The organism is Ciceribacter ferrooxidans (genome assembly GCF_004137355.1).
GTDB classification, from domain to species: Bacteria; Pseudomonadota; Alphaproteobacteria; order Rhizobiales; family Rhizobiaceae; genus Allorhizobium; species Allorhizobium ferrooxidans.
Genome location: NZ_SDVB01000311.1, coordinates 406,427 through 422,191, shown reverse-complemented (window position 1 = coordinate 422,191; position 15,765 = coordinate 406,427). Strand labels below are relative to the sequence as shown.

15 protein-coding genes are annotated in these 15,765 nt (G+C 60.2%); 12 read left to right on the top strand and 3 right to left on the bottom strand.

The features are described from left to right. Positions 1 to 10: 10 nt before the first annotated feature. Genes hisA through coaA form a run of 4 tightly spaced genes read left to right on the top strand, consistent with a single transcriptional unit; the run spans position 11 to position 2,867 of the window. Entirely contained in the window at positions 11 to 760 is a 750-nt protein-coding gene (hisA, locus tag EUU22_RS22095; protein ID WP_129334114.1) for a 1-(5-phosphoribosyl)-5-[(5-phosphoribosylamino)methylideneamino]imidazole-4-carboxamide isomerase, read from the top strand. Beyond that, positions 757 to 1,533 carry an imidazole glycerol phosphate synthase subunit HisF gene (gene hisF / locus EUU22_RS22090; RefSeq protein WP_129334113.1) on the top strand — a complete coding sequence of 259 codons (777 nt, stop codon included), beginning with the start codon at positions 757 to 759 and terminating at the stop codon, positions 1,531 to 1,533. The genes hisA and hisF overlap by 4 nt, the downstream gene beginning before the upstream one ends. 18 nt (positions 1,534 to 1,551) lie before the next feature. Continuing rightward, positions 1,552 to 1,875 carry a phosphoribosyl-ATP diphosphatase gene (locus tag EUU22_RS22085; protein WP_112690543.1) on the top strand — a complete coding sequence of 108 codons (324 nt, stop codon included), beginning with the start codon at positions 1,552 to 1,554 and terminating at the stop codon, positions 1,873 to 1,875. Beyond that, positions 1,872 to 2,867, top strand: a complete 996-nt coding sequence (gene coaA, locus EUU22_RS22080; protein ID WP_129334112.1) for a type I pantothenate kinase — start codon at positions 1,872 to 1,874, stop codon at positions 2,865 to 2,867. The genes EUU22_RS22085 and coaA overlap by 4 nt, the downstream gene beginning before the upstream one ends. Positions 2,868 to 2,884: 17 nt before the next feature. Here the strand turns inward: coaA and EUU22_RS22075 are convergent, their stop codons facing one another. From EUU22_RS22075 to EUU22_RS22065, 3 genes are all read right to left on the bottom strand, one after another. Continuing rightward, positions 2,885 to 3,517: an alpha-ketoglutarate-dependent dioxygenase AlkB family protein gene (locus tag EUU22_RS22075; RefSeq protein ID WP_129334111.1), complete on the bottom strand. Its 633-nt coding sequence runs from the start codon at positions 3,515 to 3,517 to the stop codon at positions 2,885 to 2,887. Between the two features lie 45 nt (positions 3,518 to 3,562). After that, positions 3,563 to 3,997: an alternative ribosome rescue aminoacyl-tRNA hydrolase ArfB gene (gene arfB, locus EUU22_RS22070; RefSeq protein WP_129334110.1), complete on the bottom strand. Its 435-nt coding sequence runs from the start codon at positions 3,995 to 3,997 to the stop codon at positions 3,563 to 3,565. 114 nt (positions 3,998 to 4,111) lie between these two features. Further along, positions 4,112 to 5,722 carry a phosphoenolpyruvate carboxykinase gene (locus EUU22_RS22065; RefSeq protein ID WP_129334109.1) on the bottom strand — a complete coding sequence of 537 codons (1,611 nt, stop codon included), beginning with the start codon at positions 5,720 to 5,722 and terminating at the stop codon, positions 4,112 to 4,114. A 338-nt stretch (positions 5,723 to 6,060) separates the two neighbouring features. Between EUU22_RS22065 and EUU22_RS22060 the strand changes: the two genes are divergently transcribed. From EUU22_RS22060 to tsaE, 8 genes are all read left to right on the top strand, one after another. Then, positions 6,061 to 6,783, top strand: coding sequence for a response regulator transcription factor (locus tag EUU22_RS22060; protein ID WP_205687951.1), 723 nt, complete (start codon positions 6,061 to 6,063; stop codon positions 6,781 to 6,783). A 92-nt stretch (positions 6,784 to 6,875) separates the two neighbouring features. Next, positions 6,876 to 8,621, top strand: coding sequence for a sensor histidine kinase (locus EUU22_RS22055; protein ID WP_129334107.1), 1,746 nt, complete (start codon positions 6,876 to 6,878; stop codon positions 8,619 to 8,621). After that, on the top strand, positions 8,618 to 9,079 hold the full coding sequence (locus EUU22_RS22050) for an HPr kinase/phosphorylase (RefSeq protein WP_129334106.1): 462 nt from the start codon (positions 8,618 to 8,620) through the stop codon (positions 9,077 to 9,079). The genes EUU22_RS22055 and EUU22_RS22050 overlap by 4 nt, the downstream gene beginning before the upstream one ends. A 127-nt stretch (positions 9,080 to 9,206) precedes the next feature. After that, a complete protein-coding gene (locus tag EUU22_RS22045; protein ID WP_112690550.1) occupies positions 9,207 to 9,608 on the top strand; it encodes a PTS sugar transporter subunit IIA in 402 nt (133 codons plus the stop codon). Positions 9,609 to 9,627: 19 nt separating this feature from the next. After that, a complete protein-coding gene (locus tag EUU22_RS22040; protein WP_129334105.1) occupies positions 9,628 to 9,903 on the top strand; it encodes an HPr family phosphocarrier protein in 276 nt (91 codons plus the stop codon). Between the two features lie 168 nt (positions 9,904 to 10,071). Then, the gene (ahcY, locus tag EUU22_RS22035; RefSeq protein WP_129334104.1) at positions 10,072 to 11,472 is read left to right on the top strand and encodes an adenosylhomocysteinase; all 1,401 of its coding nucleotides are present in this window, start codon (positions 10,072 to 10,074) and stop codon (positions 11,470 to 11,472) included. 252 nt (positions 11,473 to 11,724) lie between these two features. After that, a complete protein-coding gene (locus EUU22_RS22030; RefSeq protein ID WP_245485241.1) occupies positions 11,725 to 14,247 on the top strand; it encodes a PAS domain-containing sensor histidine kinase in 2,523 nt (840 codons plus the stop codon). Further along, entirely contained in the window at positions 14,244 to 15,761 is a 1,518-nt protein-coding gene (gene tsaE, locus EUU22_RS22025) for a tRNA (adenosine(37)-N6)-threonylcarbamoyltransferase complex ATPase subunit type 1 TsaE (RefSeq protein WP_129334102.1), read from the top strand. Before EUU22_RS22030 ends, tsaE begins: the two co-directional genes overlap by 4 nt. The last annotated feature ends 4 nt before the right edge of the window (positions 15,762 to 15,765 follow it).

Sequence of the window (15,765 nt, the reverse complement as noted above, 5' to 3'; positions counted from 1 at the left end):
GGACGAAACTATGATCCTTTTTCCCGCGATAGACCTCAAGGACGGCCAATGTGTCCGACTGAAGCTCGGCGACATGGCTCAGGCGACGGTCTACAATCCTGATCCGGCCGCACAGGCAAGAGCCTTTGAGGAGCAGGGTTTTGAATGGCTGCATGTCGTTGACCTCAATGGTGCCTTTGCCGGCGAGAGCGTCAACGGCGCAGCCGTCGACGCCATCCTCAAGGCGACGAAGAACCCGGTTCAGCTCGGAGGCGGCATCCGTACGCTCGCACATATCGAATCCTGGTTGGCACGCGGTCTCACCCGCGTGATCCTCGGCACCGTGGCGGTGCGTGATCCGGCTTTGGTCATCGAGGCCTGCAGGGCGTTTCCCGGACGAGTTGCCGTCGGCATCGATGCCAAGGGCGGCAAGGTGGCAGTGGAAGGTTGGGCGGAGGCCTCTGAACTCGGCGTAATCGAGCTTGCACGCAAGTTCGAAGGCGCCGGAGTTGCGGCCATCATCTACACCGACATCGACCGCGACGGGATTCTGATCGGCATCAACTGGGAATCGACACTGGCGCTCGCGGATGCGGTCTCTATTCCGGTCATTGCGTCCGGTGGTCTCGCCTCGATCGAAGACATACGTCGCATGTTGCGACCGGATGCCAGAAAGCTCGAAGGTGCAATATCCGGTCGGGCCCTCTACGACGGCCGCATTGATCCGGGCGAGGCTCTTGCGCTTATCAAGTCCGCCCGCCAAGCCGAGGTGCAACAATGACGTTGAAAGCTCGTGTAATTCCCTGTCTCGACGTCAAGGATGGCCGTGTCGTCAAGGGCATTAATTTCGTCGATCTCATTGATGCAGGCGACCCGGTGGAGGCGGCCAAGGCTTACGACGCGGCCGGCGCCGATGAACTCACCTTCCTCGACATCACGGCCTCATCTGAGGATCGTCACACCATCTTCGACGTGGTCGCACGAACGGCGGAACACTGCTTCATGCCGCTCACGGTCGGCGGAGGGGTTCGCACCATTGCCGACATCCGGAAACTCCTCCTCTGTGGGGCCGACAAGGTCTCCATCAATTCGGCCGCGGTGAAGAATCCCGACTTTGTGGCCGAGGCCGCAGACAAGTTCGGCGATCAATGCATCGTCGTCTCCATCGATGCCAAGAAGGTATCCGGGCCCGGAGAAACCGACCGATGGGAGATCTTCACCCATGGCGGTCGTCAGCCGACGGGCATCGACGCGGTCGAATTCGCGGGCAAGATGGCAGCGCGCGGCGCCGGAGAGCTCCTCGTTACATCCATGGACAGGGACGGCACGAAAAGTGGCTATGACATCGCGCTGACGCGGACCATTGCCGACTCCGTGCGTGTTCCGGTCATCGCCTCGGGCGGCGTCGGCAATCTGGATGATCTCGTTGCAGGGATCAAGGAAGGTCATGCGACTGCCGTCCTTGCGGCATCGATCTTCCACTTCGGAACATACAGCATCGGCGAGGCGAAGCGCTACATGGCGGACCACGGCATCCCCATGCGGCTCGACTGAAGAAGACGGAGAGGCGGAATGACCATGTTCTCCCTGACGGACCTTGAAAAGATCGTCGCCACGCGCGCGATGGCTGAGCCGGATCAATCCTGGACGGCGAAACTCGTCCGCGGCGGACAACGCAAAGCAGCCAAGAAGCTCGGTGAGGAGGCGGTGGAGACCGTGATCGCCGCGATTGCTGAAGACCGGCAGAATCTCGTCTGCGAGAGTGCCGATCTGCTCTATCATCTCTTGGTCGTATTGAAAATCGCCGACGTACCGCTAGAAGCTGTCATGCAGGAGCTTCAGCGGCGAACAGCCCAGACAGGCCTCAGCGAAAAGGCCAACCGGCGGGATCCATGACAACAGCTACACGGCCAGCCGACGTGCCCGAAACGCTCGATCACTTCCAAGCCAACGATTATTCGCCCTATCACTTCTATTCTTCGGAAGAATGGGCGCGATTTCGTGCCGACACCCCGCTGACGCTGACCGCGGACGAAGTACACCGCCTACGGTCGATCGACGACCCGATCGATCTGGAGGAAGTTCGGCGAATCTACCTGTCGCTGTCGCGCCTGCTTTCCTCCCACGTGGAATCCTCGCAGTTACTCTTCGAGCAGCGCAACCGATTCCTCAGCATGTCGGACGTGGCGAAAACCCCCTTCGTCATCGGTATCGCCGGGTCGGTGGCGGTCGGCAAATCGACGACCGCCCGCATCCTGAAGGAGTTGCTCGCCCGTTGGCCGTCGAGTCCGAAGGTCGACCTCATTACCACGGACGGCTTTCTCTACCCGAATTCGGTTCTCATCCGTGAGAACTTGTTGAATCGCAAAGGCTTCCCCGAGAGTTACGACATTGGCGCACTTCTGCGCTTCCTGTCGGCGATAAAGGCCGGTCTGCCGAACGTGAAGGCGCCCTGCTACTCGCACCTGACCTACGACGTGCTGCCGAACGAGTACAAAGTCATCGACCGGCCAGACATTCTGATTTTCGAAGGGATCAACGTTCTTCAGTCACGCGACCTGCCCGCAGACGGGAAGATCGTGCCGATGGTCTCGGACTTCTTCGACTTCTCGATCTACATCGACGCCGACGAGACCTTGATCCATCGCTGGTACGTGCACCGCTTCATGAAGTTGCGGCAGACGGCCTTCCGCGATCCGAACTCGTATTTCCACCGCTATGCCACCATCAGCGAGCAGGAAGCGCTGGATATCGCCGAAGATCTCTGGACCAACATCAACTTGAAGAACCTCAGGGAGAACATTCTTCCGACACGACCGCGCGCCGACCTCATCCTTCAGAAGGGTGAAAACCACCTCGTCGAAAAGGTAGCCCTACGGAAGCTCTGACTGGCCATCGCCGGTCGTCAGGGGTTGACGCGCCGAAGCGTGAGGTTGATCCGTCCACCGTTCTTCAGCAATGTCGAAGTTCCGGGATAAACCCGATCCACCCCGTGAAAAGCCAAGCGTCCTTCGCCTCCGAGAACGAGCACGTCACCGCTTGCAAGCCGGAATGAGCGGGTCCTGTCGTTGCGTTGCTTGCCACCAAGGCGAAAGAGGCAGGACTCTCCGAGAGAGACCGACACCACCGGCGCTTCAAGATCCTGCTCGTCCTTGTCCTGATGCAGTCCCATTCGTGCATCGCCGGCGTAGAAATTCACGAGGCAAGCCTCCGGAAGTTTCGGATAGCATGCAACCTGCTCCCAGATATGGATGAGGGTGTCAGGGATCGGTGGCCAGGCCGATTGGGTAACGGGATGAACGCCTTGGTAGCGGTAACCCCGATCTTTGTCCGTCACCCACCCGAGCGGGCCGCAGTTGGTCATACGAACCGATAGTGGTGTGCCGGTGCCGGGCATCACCGGGACATAGAGAGGGGCGGCGGCGACAACCTCGCGTACTTCTTCCAGCAGCATCTTCTGCTGCTCACGCGTCAGATAACCGGGATAGAACTTTACCCCTTCTGGAAACGTCCAGCCTGTACCGGTATTATTTGCCATCACGTCTCGCTTGTCAGGCCGCGCATCCGCACCGGGCAACTCCTGTCAATCGCCGGCAGGCCGGCCGCGCATTTTCTTCACCTCCGAACGACCGGCCTTTTCCTTCAGCCGTCGCTCAACGGAGCCTTTGGTGGGTTTGGTCTTTCGCCGCGACGGCGGTGGTGGCTCAGCCGCCTTGAGGATCAGTTCCCTCAGTCGCTCTCTCGCATCCGCGCGATTTCGCTCTTGGCTGCGGTAACGGCTCGACTCGATCATCAGGACACCGTCCTTGGAAACTCGCCGACCGCCGAGTTTCAAGGCATTTGTCTTGACCCGCTCGGGAAGAGAAGGTGATCCGGCGATGTCAAAGAAGAGCTGTACGGCAGTTGAAACCTTGTTGACGTTCTGGCCTCCCGGCCCGCCTGCCAGAACAAACTGCTCCGTCAGTTCCCAACCCGCAATCGTGATCCGGTCGTCTATGTAAAGTGCGTCGCTGGCCATCGGCTGTCTCCAACCGTTCTATTCCCACATTTGGGCACCGACGGGAACCACCAATGACAAAGAAGCCCGGAGGGCATCGACCACCGGGCTTCTGACAGGTTCAAGCAGCCGGGATTACTCGGCGGCAATGCTCGCGCTCGGAGCCGCAGCCCGGACAGTGTGATCGACGTGATCTTCGAACTTCGCGAAGTTGGTGATGAACATCGCGACCAGCTTCTTGGCCTGTGCGTCGTACTCTTCGCCGTCCGCCCAGGTCGAGCGCGGATCGAGAATTGCGCTATCCACCGCTTCGACAGCAACCGGAACAGCAAAGCCGAAGTTCGGATCGACACGCGTTTCGATCTTCTTCAGTTCGCCGTTGAGCGCAGCGGTCAGAAGCGCACGCGTTGCCTTGATCGGCATGCGATGGCCCACGCCGTAAGCACCTCCGGTCCAGCCGGTGTTTACCAGCCAGCAATCGACGTTGTGGCGCGCGATCAGATCACGAAGCAGGTTCCCGTACTCAGCCGGGTGCCGCGGCATGAACGGCGCACCGAAGCAGGTCGAGAACGTCGCTTCGGGCTCCGTGACACCCTTTTCGGTGCCGGCGACCTTCGCCGTGTAGCCGGAGAGGAAGTGATACATCGCCTGCTCGGGCGTGAGGCGCGCGATCGGCGGCAGGACACCGAAGGCGTCGGCCGTCAGCATGATGATCGTCTTCGGATGTCCGGAACGGCCCGTGTCGGAGGCGTTCGGGATAAAGTGCAGCGGGTAGGCGCAACGGGTGTTTTCCGTCAGCGAACCATCATGGAAGTCGGGCAGACGACGCTCGTCCAGCACGACATTCTCGAGCACGGTACCGAAGCGCTTGGTGGTTGCGTAGATTTCCGGCTCGGCTTCCGCCGACAGCCGGATGGTTTTCGCATAGCAACCGCCTTCGAAGTTGAACACGCCATGCTCGCCCCAGCCGTGCTCGTCATCTCCAATCAGAGTCCGGCTCGGATCGGCCGAGAGCGTCGTTTTGCCGGTGCCCGAAAGGCCGAAGAAGACCGCCGTGTCACCTGCCGGGCCCACGTTGGCCGAGCAGTGCATCGGCATGACGCCCTTCGGCGGCAGCATGTAGTTGAGGGCCGTGAAGACCGACTTCTTGATCTCGCCGGCGTAGGAGGTCCCACCAATCAGTACGATGCCGTTGGTGAAATCACACGCGATCACCGTCTCGGAACGGCAGCCGTGGCGAGCCGGGTCGGCGCGGAACGTCGGCAGGTTGATGATGGTCAACTTCGGCTGGAACTCGCCGAGGGTCGACCGGTCCGGGCGAATCAAAAGGTTGCGTATGAAAAGCGAGTGCCACGCAAGTTCCGTCACCACGCGCGTAGGCAGCGCGTTTTCGGCGTCGGCGCCACCAACGAGGTCCTGGACGAAGATGTCCTTGCCTGCGGCGTGCGCAAGCATGTCCTTGTGAAGCAGGCCAAAGTGTTCGGGCGACATGGGCCTGTTGTTGTCCCACCAGATTTCGCCGTCGGTGTGGCTGTCGCGAACGATGAACTTGTCCTTGGCGGATCGGCCGGTGTGCTGGCCGGTCACGGCGCAAAGCGCGCCATCGGCGGTCAGGACGGCTTCCTTGCGGCGAATGGCCTCTTCGTAGAGTTCGCTCTCAAGGAAGTTGTAGTAGATGCGTGCTGCATCCCCCAACCCGATAGACGCTACCCCGATGAGGGGATTATTTACACCAAGCTCCTCCATGGACACTCTTCCTTTGCTGTGGGGGATTGCCGTTGAATTTTTCGCGAACCTAGTGTTCGCCTTTCTAAAAGGCAAGACGACGATAGAAGAAAATATCAATGATATCAAATAATTAATCGATTTAAATTTGAGTACGCATTTTTAAATCGGTTTGAATGGCGCGTTTAACGCCTTTTCCCCTTCGTATTGGGGGCTCCCGCGGCGGCGACGGATCGACGCGCCCCTTTATCTCTGCCACAATTTGTTCCACCTTTGCCCCCAATGAAGCGCGCAAGAGGAACCCGGATTGATAGGGATCGATACCAGGAGCCGCGCTTATGATGACGGAGACGAACAACATGCAAACGATCGCGCTCGTTGACGACGACCGGAACATCCTGACCTCCGTGTCCATTGCCCTGGAGGCGGAGGGTTACAAAGTGGAAACCTACACGGACGGTGCCTCGGCGCTGGACGGCTTGCTCGCCCGCCCGCCCCACCTCGCCATCTTCGACATCAAGATGCCGCGAATGGACGGGATGGAACTGCTGCGACGCCTTCGGCAGAAGTCGGATATTCCCGTCATTTTCCTCACGTCGAAGGATGAAGAGATCGACGAACTCTTCGGCCTGAAGATGGGCGCCGACGACTTCATCACCAAGCCCTTTTCGCAGCGGCTTCTCGTCGAACGCGTGAAGGCAATCCTGCGTCGCGCCGGCAACCGCGAGGTCGTGGCCGGTTCGGGCGGTGCAAAAGCAGGCAGCGAGTCGCAAGCCCGCACGCTGGAGCGCGGGCAATTGGTGATGGACCAGGAGCGCCATACCTGCACCTGGAAGGGTGACCCGGTGACCCTCACCGTTACCGAGTTTCTGATCCTTCAATCGCTGGCCCAACGCCCGGGTGTGGTGAAGAGCCGCGACGCCCTTATGGACGCGGCTTACGACGAACAGGTATACGTTGACGACCGTACCATCGATAGCCACATCAAGCGCCTGCGCAAGAAGTTCAAGATGGTCGACATTGAATTCGACATGATCGAAACGCTTTACGGCGTCGGATATCGGTTCCGCGAAGCGGCCTGACGACGTCCTTCGTTTCGGCTCCTACCGGCTCGGCGCCGCGCAGATGAGGTTGACGTTTGGAACAACAGGTTTCCAGTTCCGGTCCGGAAGAGATGGATAGCCCCGCCGAGGGCCGCCGTTTCCTGTCACACCCGTTCACCCTCGTCCGCCGCATTTTCGGTCATGCGCTGTTTTCCAGCCTTACGCGACGGATTGTCTTCTTTAATCTTGCCGCCCTTTTTGTCCTGGTCGGCGGCATCCTCTATCTGAACCAGTTCCGCGAAGGCCTGATCGACGCGCGCGTCGAAAGCCTTCTCACGCAAGGCGAGATCATGGCCGGGGCGATCTCTGCCTCGGCTTCCGTCGACACCAACTCAATCACCATCGATCCGCAGAAGCTACTCGAACTTCAAGCGGGCCAGAGCATCACCCCGGTGCCGAATGACGAGGATCTCGAGTTTCCGATAAACCCGGAGAGGGTCGCTCCGGTGCTGAGACGGCTGATCTCGCCGACGCGTACCCGCGCCCGCCTCTTCGATGCGGACGCCAACCTGCTTCTCGACTCTCGCCATCTTTATTCGCGCGGTCAGGTTCTCCGGTTCGATCTCCCGCCGATCGAGAATGAGACACCGGGTGTCATCGAGTGGCTCGCGCGGATATTCAATCGCATGCTGCAGCCGAGCGGCCTGCCCCTTTACAAGGAGGCGCCCGGCGGAGATGGCTCAATCTACCCAGAGGTCATGAACGCGCTTACCGGCGTGCGAGGAGCGGTTGTTCGTGTAACCGATTCGGGCGCTCTTATCGTCTCGGTGGCCGTGCCTGTTCAACGGTTTCGGGCTGTTCTGGGCGTGCTGCTCCTTTCTACGCAGGCGGGCGATATCGACAAGATCGTCCACGCCGAACGCTTGGCAATCCTGCGTGTTTTCGGAGTCGCCGCGCTCGTTAACATCGTCGTTTCCTTGCTTCTGTCCTCTACGATAGCGACTCCGCTACGCCGCCTCTCGGCCGCGGCGATCCGTGTTCGACGCGGAGCGAAGGAACGTGAGGAGATTCCGGATTTCTCCGCTCGGCAGGATGAGATCGGCAACCTGTCGGTGGCGCTGCGCGAGATGACCACCGCCCTTTACGACCGGATCGACGCGATCGAGAGCTTTGCCGCCGACGTCAGCCATGAATTGAAGAACCCGCTGACGTCGCTGCGGAGCGCTGTGGAAACCCTGCCTCTTGCCCGCACAGACACGTCCCGGCAGCGGTTGATGGACATCATCCAACACGATGTGAGACGGCTGGATCGACTGATCAGTGATATCTCGGACGCCTCGCGCCTGGACGCCGAACTGGCGCGCAGCGATGCGAAGCCCGTCGATCTCGAACAACTTCTCACCAGCATGGTGGAAATCTCCCGGCAGATCCGCAGCACGAAGAAGCCGGTGGACATCACCCTCGTCGTCGACCGCAAGCCCGGCGTCAGGGCGCCCTTCGTGGTCAATGGCCATGATCTGCGGCTCGGGCAAGTCGTCACCAACCTCATCGAAAACGCCCGTTCATTCGTGCCGGAAAAAGAAGGGCGCATCACCGTTCGGCTCTTCCGTACCAAGGGCCGGTGCGTCGTACAGGTGGATGACAATGGCCCCGGTATCCAGATCGAGAACGTCGACCGTGTCTTCGAGCGGTTCTATACGGACCGTCCGGAGGGAGAGAGTTTCGGCCAGAATTCCGGTCTGGGTCTTTCGATCAGCCGCCAAATCGCCGAAGCACACGGCGGAACGCTGAAGGCGGAGAACATCATCGACACGGCAACCGGTCAGACGCTCGGCGCACGCTTCACGCTGTCATTACCTGTCGAGTCCGCACAATGAGCGGCGGAGAAATCAACATTCACGCTACGGCGATCGTCGTCGGCACCACCGGCCTGCTTTTTGTCGGGCCTTCAGGGGCAGGAAAGTCCGCTCTCGCCTTCGCGTGCATGAACGAAGCGCGGGCTCTCGGCCGGTTCGCGGCCCTCGTCGCGGACGACCGCGTCCTCGTCAGCAGGTTCGGCGAGCATCTGCTGGCGCGCTGCCCTCCCCCGATTGCCGGTCTTATCGAATTGCGGCACGGCGGAATTGCCAAGGTCGAGCGTCTGCCGTCCGCACTGATGCACGTTGCGATATCGCCCGTCGACGGCGCGACAGCGGAGCGCCTGCCGCCGGAAGGCGAACAGTTCTCTGCAGCGCACGGCCTAGCACTTCCCCTTGTTCGGCTACCCCTCGGTATGCCGGCCCCGTTTTCCTTTATTGAAGCGGTGATGACTGCGGCGCAGAAGACAGCACCCTAGTTATATCGTCGCATTTTTGGCTTGCACTTCGGATTTACATCGCCAAGATGACCAGCCACCGATGGACGAATTTGCTGCATTGCACTATTTGGCCATCTGAGTGCATGTGCAAAGGGGCAGAAAGAGAATGATCGGACTTGTGCTTGTCACCCATGGCAAGCTGGCTGAAGAGTTCCATCACGCGGTAGAGCACGTGGTTGGACCGCAGAAATTCATCGAGACGGTATCGATCGGCCCGGAAGACGACATGGACCAACGCCGTCAGGACATCCTGGACGCGGTCCAGCGTGCGGATGATGGCCACGGAGTGGTCATACTGACCGACATGTTCGGTGGCACTCCCTCCAATCTCGCAATTTCGGTCATGAACGCCGGGCGCATCGAAGTGATCGCCGGCGTCAACCTCCCCATGTTGATCAAGCTTGCCGGCATCCGTGGCGAGGACAACATGGAGAAGGCGCTGGTTGAAGCCTCCGAGGCCGGCCGCAAATACATCAACGTCGCCAGCCGCGTCCTCAGTGGCAAGTAAACGCCTTGAAAGAAACCCCATGACATCGGCGTCCCGTGAACTTGTGATTACCAACAAGCGTGGCCTGCACGCACGTGCCTCGGCAAAATTCGTGCAGACCGTCACTGGTTTTGACGCGAGGGTGACGGTCGCAAAGGACGGCACTGCCGTCGGTGGCACCTCGATCATGGGCCTCATGATGCTGGCTGCCAGCCCTGGCTGCACGATTTTGGTATCGGCCAGCGGCAACGAGGCGAAGGAAGTCCTCGACGCGCTTGAGACGCTCGTCTCTGACAAGTTCGGCGAAGAAGCCTGATACCCGCCATATAAAGACATAAAGACTTCTTTATGTCTCAGTTGCCAACCGCTCGTAAGCCTGCTAAACGCTACCGCATGGACACGGCTCCACGGAGCCGGACGATCCCTCGCGTGCATACTCGCGTCAGGGGCGCATTATCCCCCAGACTTCCAGCCGGAGAGCTTCATGAGCACAAACAAAGATTACATCGTCGCGGATATCGGCCTTGCGGACTTCGGTCGCAAGGAGATCGAGATTGCCGAAACCGAAATGCCCGGCCTCATGGCCTGCCGCTCGGAGTTCGGCGAGCAGAAGCCGCTCAAGGGCGCACGTATCACCGGCTCGCTGCACATGACCATTCAGACGGCAGTCCTGATCGAGACCCTTATTGCCCTTGGCGCCGAGGTGCGCTGGGCCTCGTGCAATATCTTCTCCACTCAGGACCATGCAGCGGCTGCCATCGCCGCTGCCGGAATCCCGGTATTTGCCGTCAAGGGCGAGTCGTTGCAGGATTACTGGACCTACACCGACCGGATCTTCCAGTGGAGCGACGGCGGCCTCTCGAACATGATTCTCGACGACGGCGGCGACGCCACCATGTACATTCTGCTTGGAGCGCGAGCAGAGGCCGGTGAAGACGTATTGAGTCACCCGCATTCCGAGGAAGAGGAAATCCTCTTCGCTCAGATCAAGAAGCGGCTGGCTGCATCTCCGGGCTGGTTCACCAGGCAGCGTGACGCGATCCGCGGCGTGACGGAAGAAACGACGACCGGCGTCAATCGCCTGTACCAGTTGAGCCAGAAGGGCCTCCTCCCCTTCCCTGCCATCAACGTCAACGACTCGGTCACCAAGTCGAAATTCGACAACAAGTACGGCTGCAAGGAGTCGCTCGTCGACGGCATCCGCCGCGCGACCGATGTCATGATGGCCGGTAAGGTGGCCGTGGTTTGCGGTTATGGCGATGTGGGCAAGGGCTCGGCCGCCTCGTTGCGTGGGGCGGGCGCCCGTGTGAAGGTGACCGAAGTCGATCCCATCTGCGCCTTGCAGGCGGCGATGGACGGCTATGAAGTCGTCCAGTTGGAAGACGTCGCGTCGAGCGCCGATATCTTCATTACGACGACCGGCAACCGCGACGTGATCCGCATCGAGCACATGCGTGCAATGAAGGACATGGCGATCGTCGGCAACATCGGCCATTTCGATAACGAGATTCAGGTTGCCGCTCTGCGAAACCTCAAGTGGACGAACATCAAGCCACAGGTCGACATGATCGAGTTCCCCAAGGGCAACCGCATCATTCTGTTGTCCGAGGGTCGCCTGCTGAACCTGGGGAACGCGACGGGCCATCCGTCATTCGTGATGTCTGCGTCGTTTACCAATCAGGTTCTCGCGCAAATAGAGCTTTTTACGAAGCCTGATGCCTACGAAAACCGGGTCTACGTCCTCCCCAAGCACCTGGACGAGAAGGTGGCGCGCCTGCACCTCGAAAAGCTCGGCGTGCGTCTGACCGAGCTCTCGGAAGAACAGGCTTCTTATATCGGCGTCACGCCGCTGGGTCCCTTCAAGTCTGACCACTATCGCTATTAAAGCGAACACACATATCCACAAAATGTAGTGGTCGCGGCCTTGACAGAGGCCGCGGCTTCTTTTTTGGGGCCAATACTTCCCGCCGATTCCCTTAGGCAGTATTGTTTTAAGACTTGATTCGCGCTTCGCGCTTCGGCGCGCCACGCGAAGTGGGATGTCTTGTCGAGATGCGGCACATAGGACGGAGACAGACCGAATATGTCGGTGAATAGAGATGATCCGTGCAGGCGGGGCACGGCGCGCAGCGGTCGTATGGGGCGGTTGCTCACACGCAGTTCAAAGCTCGCGAACGACGGGGAGACGGTCGCTTTTGCCCTCCTGAGATGGCGCAGAGCTTGTCTCGCAGGCACGATGCTTGCCGGCATGCTTCTGCCGGCGATTGCAAAGGCCGAAGCCGTTCCCGGCGAGGCGCAACGGCTCTTCACCTCGGTCGAGATGGTCGGATTTTCGCTTGTGATCGGTATCCTCTCCGCAGCGCTGCTGTCGGCGGTGTGGCTCATCCGCCAGCGCGGCGCCCTCGAGGCGGAAAGTCACGAGATGCGTTCGGCGCTCTCCGACGCCAAGCAACGAATTTCGCGCTATCAGGCGATTATCGCTGATAAGAACAGGCGTATTGTCATCTGGGACGGCAACGATCGCAAGCCTGAGTTCCTCGGCCAGCTGCCCGGCGAAACGGGCGCTCCGCAAGCCGACAATGAATTTCTGGCTTTCGGACGCTGGCTCAAACCATCCTCCGCCGGCGAATTGGACAAGGCGATAGAGCGGCTGCGTTTCGATGCCCAGTCCTTCGACCTGATCGTCGAAACCACGCGACAGGAAGTGATAGAAGTGCAGGGACGGCTGTCAGGCGGTCGGGCCTTTGCGCGGTTTGTAGCCCTCAACAATCTCCGCGCAGAACTGGCGGAGTTGAAGATTGAACGGTCGCGGCTGAAAGCGTCCATCGCGACCTTCGAAGCGCTTCTCGACGCGATCGAGCAGCCGGTCTGGCGGCGCGACGCCGAAGGACGCCTGGTCTGGGTCAACCAAGCCTATTCCGAGGCGGTGGAAGCCACTTCCGCAGCCCAGGCAGTCGACGAGGCCCGCGAAATCCTGGGGACTGTCTCTCGGGAAAGGATTCAAGCGACGTCGACACCCGAGTCGCCTTTCCACGAGAAGGTCTCTACCGTCGTGCGGGGCAATCGGACCTTCTTCGACGTCGTTGATGCAAGGAGCCCGTCAGGATCCGGCGGCATCGCAATCGACATCTCGCAAGCAGAAGCGCTGCGCGAAGAGCTTGCGCGTACCCTCAAAAGCCACGCCGACACGCTGGACCATCTGGCCACTCCGGTGGCGATCTTCGATCGGGACCGCCGGCTCCAGTTCTACAACCAGGCCTTCGCCCAACTGTGGCAGCTCGACACACCGTTCCTCGAAGCGCGGCCGGACAACAGCGAATTTCTCGATCGACTGAGAGCGGCGAAGAAACTGCCTGAACAACTCAACTGGAAGAACTGGAAGGAAAACGCGCTTTCCGTCTACCGATCCTTCGAAACACAGACCGATCTTTGGCACCTTCCGAACGGTCAAATCCTGCGCGTCATCGCCTCGGCCCATCCGCAAGGCGGTGCAACCTGGGTTTTCGAAAACCTTACGGAACAGGTGGACCTCGAAACCCGCTACAACACGCTCGTGCGCGTGCAGGGCGAGACAATCGATCACCTCTCCGAAGGCGTCGCGGTCTTTGGACCCGACGGCCGCATTCAGCTCTCCAACCCGGCCTTCCGAGCCATCTGGGGTATCACCGAGGCGGAAGCCACGCCGGGAACCCATATCCGCAGCATCGAGGCAGCCTGCGTGCCATCCTACGACAAGCCGGACGGATGGAAGGCGTTCAGCAAGATGATCACCAGCTTCGATGACGAGCGCCCGTCGAGTCAGGGAACCCTTGAGCTCTATTCCGGCCTCGTGCTCGATTTCGCGGTGACGCCGCTTCCGAACGCCCAGACCATGTTGACCTTCGTCAACATGACCGACAGCGTGCGCGCAGAACGCGCGCTGAAGGAGAAGAACGAAGCCCTCTTGAAGGCGGACGAACTCAAGAACGAATTCGTGCAGCACGTCTCCTACGAGCTGCGCTCGCCCCTTACGAACATCATCGGCTTCACCGACCTCCTCAAGACTCCGGTCGTCGGACCTCTGAACGAGCGGCAAGCGGAGTATATCGACCATATCTCGACCTCCTCCGCCGTACTGTTGACGATCGTCAACGACATCCTAGACCTCGCGACGGTCGACGCGGGTATCATGCGTCTCGAGTATGCCGAAATCGATCTGAACGACCTTCTCGACGACGTCTCGATGCAGATGACGGATCGACTGCAGGAGAACAACGTCGCCCTGGACATCAACGCGCCCAGTCATCTCGGCCAGATCATCGCCGATCCGCAGCGACTGAAACAGATCCTCGTCAAGCTTCTGACCAATGCGGTCAACTTCTCGCCGGAAGGCTCCGCCGTCGATCTCAAATGCTGGCGCGAGGGCACCGACTTCGTCTTCGACGTCACCGACCACGGTTGCGGCATTCCTCAGGACATCCTTGCCACCGTCTTCGACCGCTTCTCATCGAACGGCAAGGGCGGCAAGCGCACCGGTGCAGGGCTCGGACTTTCGATCGTTGAAAGCTTCGTCAGCTTGCACAGCGGCACTGTCTCGATCGACAGCGACCCCGGTCGTGGCACGACGGTTCACTGCCGAATCCCGTCGGCTGTCGTCCCGCAATCCGTTGCCGCCGAATGAGCTCGAACAGCCTCACGCTCTTCCTTGCTGCAGAGGACGAGACGCGTCGTCTCGGCGAAGATCTGGCGCTTGCCGTAACGACCGGAGATTGCCTCGCACTCTCTGGCGATCTGGGCGCAGGCAAGTCCACACTGGCGCGTGCGCTCTTGCGTGCAATGGCCGACGACGATGACCTCGATGTGCCAAGCCCGACGTTCACCCTCGTCCAGAATTACGACCTTCGACTCCCGGTTGCTCACTTCGATCTCTACCGCTTGGGCGACGAACGGGAACTGGAGGAGATCGGCTTCAGTGATGCGCTCGACACCGGCGTCTGCCTCGTCGAGTGGCCGGAGAAAGCCGGACAGGCACTGCCAGCAGACCGGATCGATATCCAGCTCGACTTCGAGCGAGGCGGGCGCCGTGTGACCATTTCCGCCTTGCCTGAGCGACTCCAACGCATAGAGCGTAAGCTTGCCATTCGCCGCTTCCTGGATGGACACGGCTATCACGGGTCCATCCGGCGCCACCTGACCGGCGATGCCTCCACAAGGGCGTATGAGTATGTCTATACGACGGCGGGCAATCGCCTGGTGCTCATGGACGCGCCGCGACGACCCAACGGCCCGCCCATCCGCGACGGCAAGCCTTACTCGCAGATTGTCCACCTTGCCGAGGATGTATATCCCTTCGTCGCGATCGCGTTGAGCCTGCGCGAACGCGGCTTCAGCGCACCACGGATTTTCGAGAGCGACTGCGAGGCGGGGATCCTGCTTCTGGAAGACCTTGGCGCGGAAACCATTCTCGACGAGAATGGAAAGCCGCTTCCCGAACGGTACCGCGCCGCCCTCGCCTGCCTTGCACAAATGCACGACACCGCCTTCGACCGCGATATTTCGCTGCCGTGCGGCCAGGTCCATCACGTGCCGGACTATGACAGGACGGCGATGAAGATGGAGGTCGAACTCCTGATCGATTGGCATCTCCCCTGGAAGCGGAACGGCGCCCCTGCCACGGCTTCGGAGCGTACCGAATATCTGGCGATCTGGGACAGTCTGATCGACGAACTCGAGGGCACGGAAAAGACGCTGGTTCTCCGGGACTTCCATTCACCCAATATTCTATGGCGTGCCAGCGAAGGGGGTATACGACGCATCGGACTCATCGATTTCCAGGATGCCATGATCGGACCTTCGGCCTATGACGTCGTCTCCATCGTGCAGGATGCACGCGTCACCGTCGAACGCGATCTCGCTGATCAGCTGATGACAGAATATCTGACGCTACGGCGAGCACAGGGCGCGTTCGATGAAGGCACCTTCTTCAAGACATGGTCGATCATGTCGGCGCAGAGGGCCTGCAAGCTTGCGGGTCTCTGGGTGCGCCTGCTTCAACGTGACAAGAAGCCCGGCTACATGAAGCATATGCCACGCACGCTGTGGCACCTAGGCGTCGCGCTCGAACATCCGGTCCTTGCTCCTTTACGAGAATGGTGCGTAAAGGCTGGGATCGAAACCGCCGAATCAGCTCTGTAGGACG